Source organism: Pseudomonas sp. SA195 (assembly GCF_054131565.1).
The window spans coordinates 964392-977587 of sequence record NZ_CP096392.1; the positions used below are offsets into that span (position 1 = coordinate 964392).

Annotated in this window: 13 protein-coding genes; 10 read left to right on the forward strand and 3 right to left on the reverse strand. The window is 59.7% G+C overall.

The window, feature by feature from the left end:
* Positions 1 to 1861: 1861 nt before the first annotated feature.
* Positions 1862 to 2299, reverse strand: a complete 438-nt coding sequence (locus M1D78_RS04390) for a pilin (RefSeq protein WP_437422934.1) — start codon at positions 2297 to 2299, stop codon at positions 1862 to 1864.
* A gap of 226 nt (positions 2300 to 2525) precedes the next feature.
* Between M1D78_RS04390 and pilB the strand changes: the two genes are divergently transcribed.
* From pilB to yacG, 5 genes are all read left to right on the forward strand, one after another.
* Positions 2526 to 4229 (forward strand): type IV-A pilus assembly ATPase PilB, encoded by a 1704-nt coding sequence (gene pilB / locus M1D78_RS04395; RefSeq protein WP_437422935.1) that lies wholly within the window; start codon positions 2526 to 2528, stop codon positions 4227 to 4229.
* Between the two features lies 1 nt (position 4230).
* Positions 4231 to 5448 (forward strand): type II secretion system F family protein, encoded by a 1218-nt coding sequence (locus M1D78_RS04400; RefSeq protein ID WP_437422936.1) that lies wholly within the window; start codon positions 4231 to 4233, stop codon positions 5446 to 5448.
* A complete protein-coding gene (locus tag M1D78_RS04405; protein WP_437422937.1) occupies positions 5449 to 6318 on the forward strand; it encodes a prepilin peptidase in 870 nt (289 codons plus the stop codon).
* 123 nt (positions 6319 to 6441) lie between these two features.
* Positions 6442 to 7050 carry a dephospho-CoA kinase gene (gene coaE / locus M1D78_RS04410; protein WP_437422938.1) on the forward strand — a complete coding sequence of 203 codons (609 nt, stop codon included), beginning with the start codon at positions 6442 to 6444 and terminating at the stop codon, positions 7048 to 7050.
* Positions 7047 to 7241, forward strand: coding sequence for a DNA gyrase inhibitor YacG (gene yacG / locus M1D78_RS04415; protein ID WP_437422939.1), 195 nt, complete (start codon positions 7047 to 7049; stop codon positions 7239 to 7241). The genes coaE and yacG overlap by 4 nt, the downstream gene beginning before the upstream one ends.
* Positions 7242 to 7266: 25 nt before the next feature.
* Here yacG and M1D78_RS04420 read toward each other — a convergent pair whose 3' ends face one another.
* Positions 7267 to 7959 (reverse strand): energy-coupling factor ABC transporter permease, encoded by a 693-nt coding sequence (locus M1D78_RS04420; protein ID WP_437422940.1) that lies wholly within the window; start codon positions 7957 to 7959, stop codon positions 7267 to 7269.
* A gap of 97 nt (positions 7960 to 8056) precedes the next feature.
* Positions 8057 to 9094: an NADP(H)-dependent aldo-keto reductase gene (locus M1D78_RS04425; RefSeq protein ID WP_437422941.1), complete on the reverse strand. Its 1038-nt coding sequence runs from the start codon at positions 9092 to 9094 to the stop codon at positions 8057 to 8059.
* 339 nt (positions 9095 to 9433) lie between these two features.
* Between M1D78_RS04425 and rplM the strand changes: the two genes are divergently transcribed.
* The 5 genes from rplM to M1D78_RS04450 all read left to right on the forward strand — a co-directional run bounded on the left by rplM (position 9434) and on the right by M1D78_RS04450 (position 13134).
* Positions 9434 to 9862, forward strand: a complete 429-nt coding sequence (gene rplM, locus M1D78_RS04430) for a 50S ribosomal protein L13 (RefSeq protein ID WP_168425219.1) — start codon at positions 9434 to 9436, stop codon at positions 9860 to 9862.
* A 14-nt stretch (positions 9863 to 9876) separates the two neighbouring features.
* Complete coding sequence (gene rpsI, locus M1D78_RS04435; protein WP_437422942.1) at positions 9877 to 10269, forward strand: 30S ribosomal protein S9; 393 nt, start codon at positions 9877 to 9879, stop codon at positions 10267 to 10269.
* 251 nt (positions 10270 to 10520) lie between these two features.
* Positions 10521 to 11114, forward strand: coding sequence for a ubiquinol-cytochrome c reductase iron-sulfur subunit (petA, locus tag M1D78_RS04440; RefSeq protein ID WP_437422943.1), 594 nt, complete (start codon positions 10521 to 10523; stop codon positions 11112 to 11114).
* Positions 11114 to 12325 carry a cytochrome b gene (locus tag M1D78_RS04445; RefSeq protein ID WP_437422944.1) on the forward strand — a complete coding sequence of 404 codons (1212 nt, stop codon included), beginning with the start codon at positions 11114 to 11116 and terminating at the stop codon, positions 12323 to 12325. The genes petA and M1D78_RS04445 overlap by 1 nt, the downstream gene beginning before the upstream one ends.
* On the forward strand, positions 12325 to 13134 hold the full coding sequence (locus M1D78_RS04450; protein ID WP_437422945.1) for a cytochrome c1: 810 nt from the start codon (positions 12325 to 12327) through the stop codon (positions 13132 to 13134). Before M1D78_RS04445 ends, M1D78_RS04450 begins: the two co-directional genes overlap by 1 nt.
* The last annotated feature ends 62 nt before the right edge of the window (positions 13135 to 13196 follow it).

Here is a 13196-nt window from a genome sequence, read left to right on the forward strand (position 1 = left end):
TGTCTGGCGACCCACCGGATGAAAGGCGATCCGCCGCCGTGGTCATCCCCCAAACAGCAAAACGCCTCGCACGAAGGCAAGGCGTTTTGTTTGCAACGGTGGAGTGGGTTCGTTGGATGACGGATTACGCTTCGCTAATCCATCTTACGAATTGATCCGCCTTACCGGGTTTGGCCGGGCGGACGCGGCCCGTTTCGCGGTCACCGACGGAAGCGCCTCCGGCGATTCCATCCTACGAAAAGCGATACGCCGTACCGATCCGGTGCCAAGCGAATGTAGGTTGGAATAGCCGAAGGCGTATTCCGACGTTCCGGAGGGTCGGGTGATCGAAGTGTTTGGTCGAGCGGACGCGGCCCGTTTCGCGGTCACCGACGGAAGCGCCTCCGGCGATTCCATCCGACGAAAAGCGATCCGCCGTACCGGCCCGGTGCCAAGCGAATGTAGGTTGGAATAGCCGAAGGCGTATTCCAACGTTCCGGGGGGGCGGGTGATCGAGGTGTTTGGTCGAGCGGACGCGGCCCGTTTCGCGGTAACCGATGGAAGCGCCTCTGGCGATGCCATATCCAAATAGCAAAACGCCCCGCACGGAGGCGAGGCGTTTGGGTTGCAATGGCGGATACAGTAGGTTCGCGATGAATGACGGATTACGCTTCGCTAATCCATCTTACGAATTGATCCGCCTTACCGCGTTTGGCCGAGCGGACGCGACCCGTTTCGCGGTCACCGACGGAAGCGCCTCCGGCGATTCCATCCGACGAAAAGCGATCCGCCGTACCGGCCCGGTGCCAAGCGAATGTAGGTTGGAATAGCCGAAGGCGTATTCCAACGTTCCGGGGGGGCGGGTGATCGAGGTGTTTGACTGGGCGGACGCGGCCCGTTTCGCGGTCATCGACGGAAGCGCCTCTGGCGATTCCATCCTACGAAAAGCGATACGCCGTACCGATCCGGTGCCAAGCGAATGTAGGTTGGAATAGCCGAAGGCGTATTCCGACGTTCCGGAGGGTCGGGTGATCGAGGTGGTTGGCCGGGCGGGCGCGGCCCGTTTCGCGGTCACCGACGGAGGCGCCTCTGGCGATTCCATCCTACGAAAAGCGATACGCCGTACCGATCCGGTGCCAAGCGAATGTAGGTTGGAATAGCCGAAGGCGTATTCCGACGTTCCGGAGGGCCGGGTGATCGAGGTGTTTGGCCGGGCGGACGCGGCCCGTTTCGCGGTCATCGACGGAAGCGCCTCTGGCGATTCCATCCTACGGAAAACGATATGCCGTACCGGTCCGGTGACAAGCGAATGTAGGTTGGAATAGCCGAAGGCGTATTCCGACGTTCCGGAGGGTCGGGTGATCGAGGTGTTTGATCGGGCGGGCGCGGCCCGTTTCGCGGTCACGACGGAGGCGCCTCTGGCGATGCCATCCTACGGAAAACGATATGCCGTACCGGTCCGGTGACAAGCGAATGTAGGTTGGAATAGCCGAAGGCGTATTCCGACGTTCGGGAGGGTCGGGTGATCGAGGTGTTTGGCCGGACGACGTGGCCCGTTTCGCGGTCACCGACGGAGGCGCCTCTGGCGATTCCATCCTACGGGAAGCGATACGCCGTACCGGCCCGGTGCCAAGCGAATGTAGGTTGGAATAGCCGAAGGCGTATTCCGACGTTCCGGAGGGTCGGGTGATCGAGGTGTTTGGCCGGGCGGACGCGGCCCGTATCGCGGTCACCGACGGAGGCGCCTCTGGCGATGCCATATCCAAATAGCAAAACGCCCCGCACGGAGGCGAGGCGTTTGGGTTGCAATGGCGGGTCGATATTTGTGGGTGACGGATTACGCTTCGCTAATCCATCTTACGAATTGATCCGCCTTACCGGGTTAACCACCAGCCGGTGCGTTACGGCATTCTGCCGGAACTACGTTGTGGTTTGCAGCAGGAGCGCGGCAGGTCCACTGTACGGCTGCTGCCGGCGGCGTGCCAGCTACCAATGCCGGTGCGGGAGTCATTGTTAGGGCTACGTTACCTGCGCGAGCTGTGGATGTAACGGAAATCACGCCGTCGTTAGCGATAGCAGTGACTCCGCAATTTTGGGTGGCGGTGTTTGCGGTGAATCCAGAAGCAAAAGCAGTTCCGTTGGAAGCATTTTCCATAACGGTCGTTTTTGCGCCTGCCATTAACCCTACACATTCGGAGACGCGAGCGCGTACTGTGTAATCTTGGTATGCCGGCAGCGCCACCGCCGCCAAAATTCCGATAATCGCCACAACGATCATCAATTCAATCAAAGTAAAACCTTTCTGCATCTGAGCTTTCATGTGCTTCTCCTTGAGATGTTAAGGCGTTCAGCCTGCAAGGGACTAAGCAGCCAGCGTGCCAACTTCTAAACGCCCCTGTTTTCGCGGCATTGCGGCACAATGCGAACCACACACGCTGCCTCGCTTCGCACGCTTCTGACAAAAAGCGTCACCCCGGTGGCTGCGGTTTGGCACGCCTGGCTATCTGCGCTATAAGGCGGGCATTAATCCAGACGAATCCTCGCCCATGACCGATAACGTTGCCCTCTCCGGCCTGGCTAAACAAATGGTGTTGGCCGGCCTGCTCGATGACCGGACGGCTCAGCAAGCACACCAGCAGGCGGTGCGGAACAAGCTGTCGCTGGTGACCTATGTGGTGCAGAACAAGCTTGCCAGCGGGCGCGCCGTGGCGGAGCTGGCGGCTGACCAGTTCGGTGTGGCCTACATGGACCTCAATGCGCTGGACAAGGAAGCCCAGCTGAAGGAGGTAGTGTCCGAAAAGCTGGCCCGTCAGCATCGGGTGCTGCCGCTCATCAAGCGTGGCCACAAGCTGTTCGTTGCGGTATCCGACCCGACGAATCATCAGGCGGTAACGGATATCCAGTTCAGCACTGGCCTGACGACCGAGGCGATCTTGGTCGAGGACGACAAGCTCGGTAACGCCATTGAAAAGTTTTTCGAAAGCGCGACGACGGGGCTGGACGACTTAGGTGATGTGGACCTCGATGGTATCGATGTTCAAACCGTATCGGACGATGCCTCCAATGACGATACGGGTGATGCTGCGGACGACGCACCGGTTGTTCGCTTCGTTAACAAGATGCTGCTCGACGCCATTCGTGGCGGCTCGTCCGACTTGCACTTCGAGCCGTATGAAAAGGCGTATCGCGTCCGGCTCCGTACTGACGGGATCCTCCACGAGGTCGCGCGCCCGCCTATTCAGCTCGCGCCTCGTATTTCAGCACGCCTGAAAGTAATGGCTGGCCTCGACATCTCCGAGCGGCGTAAGCCGCAGGATGGTCGAATCAAAATGAAGCTGTCCAAGACCAAAGCCATCGATTTTCGTGTGAACACGCTGCCCACGTTGTGGGGCGAAAAGATCGTGATGCGTATCCTTGACCCGACCAGTGCGCAAATGGGCATCGATGCGCTGGGCTACGAGGAATCGCAAAAAGAGCTGTATATGAATGCGCTGCGCCAACCGCAGGGCATGATTCTGGTAACGGGCCCGACTGGTTCGGGCAAGACCGTATCGCTCTATACCGGCCTCAACATCCTCAATACCGTCGACGTCAACATCTCTACGGCCGAGGACCCGGTCGAGATCAACCTGGAAGGCATCAACCAGGTCAACGTCAATCCCAAGCAGGGCATGGATTTCTCTCAAGCACTGCGCGCCTTCTTGCGTCAGGACCCGGACATCATCATGGTCGGTGAGATCCGTGACCTTGAAACGGCCGAGATTGCGATCAAGGCCGCGCAGACCGGGCACATGGTGATGTCGACCCTGCACACCAACAGCGCGGCGGAAACCCTGACGCGCCTGCGCAACATGGGCGTGCCGGCGTTCAACATCGCCACCTCGGTCAACCTGATCATCGCCCAGCGCCTGGCGCGCAAACTTTGCAGTACCTGCAAGAAGGAAGTCGACGTGCCGCGCGAGGCGTTGCTGCGCGAGGGCTTTCCTGAAGACAAGATCGGCACCTTCAAGATCTATGGGCCGGTTGGCTGCGAAAACTGCAAAGGCGGGTACAAAGGGCGTGTCGGTATTTATGAAGTGGTTAAAAACACGCCCTCTCTGCAGCGCATTATCATGGAGGACGGCAACTCAATCGATATCTCCACCCAGATGCGCAGAGACGGCTTCAATGACTTGCGGACTTCAGCCCTGCTGAAGGCCATGCAGGGCGTGACCAGCCTGGAAGAAGTCAACCGGGTGACCAAGGACTAACATGGCTCAGAAAGCAATCAAGACCAGCGTATTCACCTGGGAAGGCACGGATCGCAAGGGCGCCCGGATCAAGGGTGAGCTGAGCGGTGCAAGCCCCGCGCTGGTCAAGGCACAGTTGCGCAAGCAGGGCGTCAACCCGCTGAAGGTGCGCAAGAAGTCCGTCTCGCTGTTCAGTGCCGGCAAGAAGATCAAGCCGATGGACATCGCCCTGTTCACCCGGCAGATGGCGACCATGATGAAGGCGGGCGTGCCGCTGTTGCAGTCTTTCGACATCATCGGCGAGGGTTTCGATAACCCCAACATGCGCAAGCTGGTAGATGACCTCAAGCAAGAGGTGGCGGCCGGTAACAGCTTTGCCGCTGCGCTGCGCAAAAAGCCGCAATACTTTGATGACCTCTATTGCAACCTGGTTGATTCGGGTGAGCAGTCCGGTGCGCTGGAAACGCTGTTGGACCGGGTAGCGACTTACAAAGAGAAGACCGAAGCGCTGAAGGCCAAAATCAAGAAGGCGATGAACTACCCGATCGCGGTGGTGCTGGTCGCGATCATCGTGTCTGCCATTCTGCTGATCAAGGTGGTGCCGCAGTTTCAAGAGGTATTTGCTAACTTTGGCGCTGAGCTGCCAGCTTTCACGGTAATGGTGATAAATTTGTCAGAGCTGTTGCAAGAGTGGTGGTACGTCGTTCTGTTCGCAATGATTGCGGCAGGGGTTGCATTCAAACAGGCGCATACGCGTTCCGAGAAGTTCCGCAATTGGTTCGATCGGCTTGTTCTCAAAATCCCAGTTGTTGGTGACATTCTCTACAAGTCGGCTGTTGCTCGCTTTGCTCGTACGCTGTCCACTACGTTTGCCGCGGGCGTGCCATTGGTTGATGCGCTGGACTCAGTCGCCGGCGCGACCGGTAACGTGGTCTTCCGTAATGCAACGGCCAAGGTGAAGTCGGACGTCTCCAGCGGCATGCAGCTTAATTTCTCTATGCGTACCACTAACACCTTTCCGAGCATGGCGATCCAGATGACGGCCATTGGTGAAGAGTCTGGTTCGCTGGACGAAATGTTGGCGAAGGTCGCGACCTTTTATGAGGATGAGGTCGACAACATGGTCGACGGCCTGACCGCGTTGATGGAGCCGATGATCATGGCGGTACTGGGTGTGCTGGTGGGTGGCTTGATCATCGCCATGTACCTGCCGATCTTCCAGTTGGGCTCCGTGGTCTAGATGAGCGTCTTTTCATTTCTGGCCAGCCACGCGCTGGCCTTTGTTTTCTGTGCACTGGTGTTGGGGTTGCTGGTCGGCAGCTTCCTTAATGTGGTGATCTATCGGTTGCCGCTGATGATGCAGCGTGAATGGCGCACGCAGGCTCGTGAGTATCTTGAGCTGCCCGCTGAAGTGGCGAGTGAGCGTTTCAATCTGATGTGGCCGCAGTCGCGCTGCCCACATTGCAATCATCGAATTCGCGCTTGGGAGAATATCCCGGTTGTCAGTTGGCTGGCGTTGCGAGGCAAGTGCAGTTGCTGCAAGGCGCGGATCAGCCACCGCTATCCTCTGGTTGAGCTGGCGTGTGGCGTGCTGTCCGGCTATGTGGCTTGGCATTTCGGCTTCACCTTGCAGGCGGGCGCGGTGCTGTTGCTGACGTGGGCGCTGCTCGCCTCCAGCATGATCGACGTCGACCATCAATTGCTGCCGGATTCGATTGTCCTGCCACTGCTCTGGCTGGGCTTGATCTGCAATACCCAGGGATTGTTTGCAACCCTGCCCGATGCGCTGTGGGGTGCCGTATTCGGTTATCTCAGCCTGTGGTCGGTGTACTGGCTGTTCAAGCTTGTCACGGGCAAGGAGGGCATGGGCTATGGGGACTTCAAGTTGCTGGCGATGCTGGGCGCATGGGGTGGCTGGCAGGTGCTGCCGCTGACCATTCTCCTGTCTTCAGTTGTCGGTGCGGTGCTAGGCAGCATCGCATTACGCATGCAGAACGCGGACAACGGCACGCCGATTCCGTTCGGGCCTTATCTGGCCATTGCTGGATGGATCGCCCTGCTGTGGGGTGAGCAGATCACTGCCAGTTACCTACGATTCGCACATTTCTGATTGGGTTGTAGGGGCGGCCGGATTCGGTCGCCTTCCTGGCTTTGGTTAGTTGGGTTTTCCGCGCTTGCATCTCAATTGGCTAGCGGTTACTACTGCGCGTCGTTTTCAAGCGATAGGTGCAGCATGAAACCCTGGATTCTCGGCCTTACCGGCGGCATCGGCAGTGGCAAGAGTGCCGTGGTCGAGCACTTCGGGCGGCTGGGCGTACATTGGGTCGATGCCGATCACGCGGCCCGCTGGGTTGTCGAGCCCGGGCGCCCGGCGCTGGCGGCTATTGCCAAGCATTTCGGCGATCAGGTGTTGGCCGGTGACGGTAGCCTGGACCGCGCCGTGCTAAGGCAGTTGGTATTTGCCGACCCGGGGCAGCGGCAGTGGCTCGAGCAGTTGTTGCACCCGCTGATCCGCCAGGAAGTGGCTGACAAGCTCGCGCAGGCGCAATCGCCGTACGCCATCATGGTGTCCCCGTTGCTCATCGAGTCCGGGCAGTATCGCCAGGCGGCGCGTGTGTTGGTCGTGGACGCTCCCGAAGCGCTGCAGGTCGTGCGTGCGGCGCGGCGCGATGGTGCCGCGGAAGAGCAGATCCGATCGATTCTCGCGGCCCAAGTCGGACGTGATGAGCGCTTGCGCCATGCCGATGATGTGTTGGTCAACGACCGGGACATGGCCTGGCTTGCCGCCGAGGTCGAGCGCCTGCACCGTTTCTATCTGAGCCTGCGAGGAGGTAAGGCATGAGTGTCACCGTTGTAGAGTGCCCCACCTGTGGTGCGCCGGTCGAATGGGGGCCGCAGAGTCAGAGCCGGCCGTTCTGTTCCGAACGTTGCAAGCTGATCGATTTGGGTGCGTGGGCCGCCGAGGAGCATGCCATCCCGGGAAATGAGCTGGAGGATGACCTGTTCTCCGACGACGTGCCTCGCCAGCATTGAGCTGAATGTGCGGCTCGGGCGGGCCTCACATGGGCTTGTCGCCGTCGTCTTCCCGTGGGGCTTGCAGGTAGCGCGTTCGGTTGAAGGTTTCCATCCAGTCCGGATAGAACACGACCAGCGCGCTGATCACCGTGCCGTTGATGAACGCCTCCGGAAACATCACCAGCCAGATATAGCCGGCAAAGTCCGCCAGCCAGGGTGGCATCGGGTAGCGGCCGTCGAAAAGCAGTACGCCGAGGCCGGCCAGTATGCAGAACAGCGCGGCTAGCCCCGCTGCGAAGAAGCCGGAAAAGAAGATATAGACGAACAGGTTGCGCGGCTGCGTGCGCTCGACCAGTTGCGCGCAGCACTCGGTCACGGCCACAGGAATCAGTACCAGCAGCACGCCGTTGAGGCCGAGCGACAACAGGTGCTGGTGGCCGGTCACGGTCAGGCCCAGCTGCGCTGTGAATGCCGCAAGTATGGCCAGCGGCCAGTCCAGCAGCAGCGTGACGGCCGTCAGTCCGATGAAGTGGAAAGACAGGCCGGAGTCGAAGTCCCGCCGTACCAGCCAGAGCAGGAAGATCGCCAGCACGGCGCCGAACAGCAGGTGTTGGCGGCGTGTATCGCTGAACAGCTCGACCCAGGGCGCTCGAACCCCGGCCCAGGCGAGCGCGGCCAGGTAGAGCAGCCAGCCCAGGATCAGGCTGGAAGGGGCGAGCAGGTCAGCAGCAATCATCGGTACTCCTCGACTCGCTGGTCATCTATCGACACCGGGGCGCGTTGTATGTGCGCCGGGTGCGATTCTATCGCGGCAAGCCGTCGAGCCTGAGCGGTCAGGGTGCCGGGTTGGGCTGCGCGACATGGATTGCCTCGATCGCTTCGAGCACCTCGGCCGAAAGCGTCACGTCGATGCTGCCGAGATTGCTTTCCAGTTGCGCCAGTGACGTGGCGCCGATGATGTTGCTGGTGACGAAGGGCTGGCTCGTCACGAAGGCCAGCGCCATCTGCGCCGGGTCCAGGCCGTGCTCGCGGGCCAGGGCGACGTAGCGGGAGCAGGCGTCTTGCGTTTGCGGGTTGGTATAGCGTGCGAACCGGCTGAAGCGGGTGATGCGCGCCCCTTCGGGGCGGGCGCCGTTCTCGTACTTGCCGCTCAGCATGCCGAAGGCCAGGGGCGAATAGGCCAGCAGGCCACACTGCTCGCGAATGGCGATCTCGGCGAGCCCCACCTCGAAGCTGCGGTTCAGCAGGTTGTAGGGGTTCTGGATGGAAACCGCTCGCGGCCAGCCGCGCTCTTCGGCCAGCTGGAGAAACTTCATCGTGCCCCAGGGCGTCTCGTTGGACAGCCCGATATGGCGAATCTTGCCCGCTCGCACCTGCTCGTCGAGGACTTCGAGGGTTTCTTCGAGCGGCGTGAAGCCGGCCTGCTGATGGCGGTAGCCGAGCTGGCCGAAGAAGTTGGTGCTGCGCTCGGGCCAATGCAGCTGGTAAAGGTCGATGCGGTCGGTCTGCAGGCGCTGCAGACTGGCGTCCAGTGCGGCGACGATGTGCTGGCGGTTCATCTTCAGCTGGCCGTCGCGGATGTGCGTGATGCCGTTGCCGGGTCCTGCGACCTTGCTGGCGAGTATCCAGTCGTTCCGGTTGCCGCGCGCCTTGAAGTATTCCCCGATGTAGCGCTCGGTCGTGGCATAGGTTTCCGCGCGAGGCGGGACCGGGTACATCTCGGCCGTGTCGACGAAGTTGATTCCGGCAGCCCTGGCGCGGTCGAGTTGCGCAAAGGCCTCCTGCTGGTCGTTCTGTTCGCCCCAGGTCATGGTGCCCAGGCAGAGTGCGCTGACGTTCAGATCCGTGCGGCCCAGTTGGCGCAGTTGCATAAGGTGTCCTTGTCGGTTTGATGCGTGATGGGGGTGCCTGTCCGGCAGTCCAGCGTATGACCATACACCGTCCCGGAGTTCCGGCGTGCTGGTTGTCGAAGCTGCTTGCTATTTCGGCTGCAATCAGGATAATTCCGCAGCCTGTCGCCGGGGATGCCTAGCCTGTCGACACGAGACCAAGGTGGGGGATGCCTAGCCCGCCGAACCATTGCCGTAGCGGACGCGCTGACCCGAGCCCCCGATAGCGTCTGTTTCCGGCTGTCCTGGCCTTGCCAGGGCGAGCACCATTCAGTAAGATTCGCCGTCTTATTTTCAGGGCGGCCCCTGAGGCTATAACGAATGAAGACTTTTACTGCTAAACCGGAAACCGTCAAGCGCGACTGGTTTGTCGTCGACGCTGCCGGCCAGACCCTGGGTCGTCTGGCAACCGAAATCGCTAGCCGCCTGCGTGGCAAGCACAAGGCGGAATACACTCCTCACGTCGATACCGGTGACTACATCGTCGTTATCAATGCCGAGCAAGTGCGTGTTACCGGTGCCAAGACCACCGACAAGATGTACTACTCCCACTCCGGTTTCCCGGGTGGCATCAAGTCGATCAACTTCGAGAAGCTGATCGCCAAGGCGCCAGAGCGTGTGATCGAGACCGCGGTCAAGGGAATGCTCCCGAAGAACCCACTGGGTCGCGACATGTACCGTAAGCTGAAGGTCTACAAGGGTGCCAGCCACCCGCACACCGCTCAGCAGCCCCAAGAACTGAAGATTTAACGGAATAGTTCACTATGTCGGCGACTCAAAACTACGGCACTGGCCGTCGCAAGACTGCAACCGCGCGCGTCTTCCTGCGCCCGGGTACTGGCAAGATCTCCATCAACAATCGCGAGCTGGATAACTTCTTCGGCCGCGAAACCGCTCGGATGGTCGTTCGTCAGCCGCTCGAGCTGACCGAGACCGTCGAGAAGTTCGATGTGTACGTCACTGTCCTTGGTGGTGGTGTCAGCGGTCAGGCCGGTGCGATCCGTCACGGTATCACCCGTGCGCTGATGGACTATGACGAAGGTCTGCGTCCTGCGCTGCGCAAGGCTGGCTTCGTCACCCGCGATGCCCGCGAAGTCGAGCGTAAGAAGGTCGGTCTGCGCAAAGCGCGCAAGCGTCCGCAGTACTCGAAGCGTTAATTTCGCTTCTACGAAAAGCGCCCAGTTTCTTCGGAACTGGGCGTTTTTTTATGGCTTGGTTTTTTACTGCTGCGACAGCGTGTCACGTGCTGCGAGTCCCGATTTACGGGCCTTCCCGGTTTGTTGTGTCTGGTTATTACCTTGTCAGGCGAGGGGGTTTTCTTTACCATTTGGCGAATTTTTTCGCGGCCTGTTTTACGTAGTAGACGCCTGCCTCGGTGGGCCATAAGAAACTGATGGGAGACGACTGAATGAGCAATGACGGCGTGAATGCTGGCCGGCGTCGCTTCCTGGTAGCCGCTACTTCGGTAGTAGGTGCTGCAGGAGCGGTGGGGGCAGCGGTCCCGTTCGTGGGATCGTGGTTCCCGAGTGCCAAGGCCAAGGCAGCCGGCGCACCGGTTAAGGTGAATATCGGCAAGATCGAGCCCGGCCAGCAGATGGTTGCTGAGTGGCGTGGTCAGCCGGTGTTTATTGTGCGTCGTACGGAGGAGACGCTTGCTAACCTCAGCAAGCTGACCGATACCGTCGCCGACCCCGAGTCGAAGGAGTCGGTGCAGCCGACCTATGTCGACCCGTCAGTGCGCTCGATCAAGCCTGAAGTGCTTGTCGTTGTCGGACTGTGCACTCACCTCGGTTGTTCCCCATCGTTCCGGCCTGAAGTCGCTGCGGCGGATTTGGGCGCCGAGTGGCTCGGTGGGTATTTCTGCCCGTGCCATGGCTCGAAATATGACATGGCTGGCCGCGTCTACAAGGGGCAGCCCGCCCCCTTGAACCTGCCGGTTCCCCCTCATACGTACGAGACGGACACCACGATCGTCATCGGCGTCGATCAGGAGAACGCATGATGAGCAAGTTCATGGAATGGGTCGATGCGCGCTTTCCTGCGACCAAGATGTGGGAAGACCATCTAAGCAAGTACTACGCGCCGAAGAACTTCAACGTCTTGTATTTCTTCGGTTCACTCGCACTGTTGGTGCTGGTCAACCAAATACTCACTGGTATCTGGCTGACGATGAGCTTCGAGCCCTCGGCTGAGGGTGCGTTCGCGTCCGTCGAATACATCATGCGCGACGTCGAGTACGGATGGATCATCCGTTACCTGCACTCGACCGGTGCGTCGGCGTTCTTCATCGTCGTGTACTTGCACATGTTCCGCGGAATCCTCTACGGCTCGTACCAAAAGCCGCGTGAGCTAGTGTGGATCTTCGGCATGATGATCTACCTTGCGCTCATGGCTGAGGCTTTCATGGGGTACCTGCTGCCTTGGGGGCAGATGTCTTACTGGGGCGCCCAGGTGATCATTTCGCTGTTTGGCGCCATTCCGGTGATCGGGGATGACCTGACGCAGTGGATCCGCGGCGATTACCTGATCTCCGGCATCACCCTGAACCGCTTCTTCGCGCTACACGTCATCGCATTGCCGATCGTTATCCTTGGCCTGGTCGTGCTGCACATCCTGGCGCTTCACGAAGTCGGTTCGAACAACCCCATGGGTGTCGATATCAAGAAGACCAAGGACGAAGCAGGGCGTCCACTCGACGGTATTCCTTTCCACCCGTACTACACGGTGAAGGATATCGTCGGTGTCGTGGTGTTCCTGTTCGTATTCTGCGCCGTCGTGTTCTTCTTCCCTGAGATGGGCGGCTATTTCCTCGAGAAGCCGAACTTCGAAGTGGCGAATGCGTTCAAGACGCCTGAGCACATCGCGCCGGTGTGGTACTTCACTCCGTACTACGCGATTCTGCGAGCGGTGCCTGACAAGTTGCTCGGTGTAATCGCCATGGGCGCAGCCATTGCGGTGCTGTTCGTGCTCCCGTGGCTGGATCGCAGCCCGGTCAAATCGATGCGCTACAAGGGCTGGCTGAGCAAGATCGCCCTGGTGCTGTTCTGCATTTCGTTCGTCATCCTCGGCGTGCTTGGCGTGCTGTCTCCTACTCCGGAGCGGACACTGGTATCTCGGATCTGTACTGCCATCTATTTCGGTTACTTCATCCTGATGCCGTTCTACACCAAGCTTGAGAAGACCAAAGTAGTTCCGCAAAGGGTGGCTGGCTGATGAAAAAGCAAATTGCTGCATTGATTCTCGCACTGGTGCCGGCCTTCGGATTCGCCGCTGGTGGTGGTGCTCATCTGGACGAGATCGATATCGATCTGACCGACAAGGCGGCGCTGCAGGATGGCCTGAAGACATTCGCCAACTATTGCATGGGTTGCCATGGCGCCCAGTACCAGCGTTACGAGCGCGTAGCTAATGACCTGGGCATTCCTGAAGAAATCATGATGGACAACATTGTGTTTTCGGATGCCAAGATCGGCGACCACATGAAGATTGGCATGAAGCCAGAAGACGCGAAGGCTTGGTTTGGCGCTGCGCCGCCGGACCTCACCTTGGTTGCACGTGTACGCGGAAACGACTGGTTGTACACCTACCTGCGCAGCTTCTACGAAGACCCGTCTCGCCCCTATGGTGTGAACAACACGGTATTCCCGAACGTGGGCATGCCGCACGTGCTGGCGCCGCTGCAGGGGCGTCAGGTCATGCCGAGCAAGCTGCCGGAAGGCGAGTCGGTTGCCTGCAAGCAGGTCCAGGTGGTTGAGGATGGCCGCAAGCAGTTCGATCCTTTGACTGGCACTCCCGTCACCCATGAGGACTGCAGTCACCTGACGGTCGAGGCCGGCACGGGTGCGTTGTCCGAAGCGGAATACGACGAGCTGGTTCATAACCTCGTGACCTTCCTGGCTTACTCGGCCAATCCGGTCAAGCTGGAGAGTCAGCGGATCGGAACCTACGTGTTGCTGTTCCTCGCGTTCTTCTTCGTCTTCGCCTATCTGCTCAAGCGTGAGTATTGGAAAGACGTCCACTGATACGCCTGCTGCAACGTTGTACATTGCGCGCGCCCCTTGGGCGCGCGCGTTTTTTCAGGACT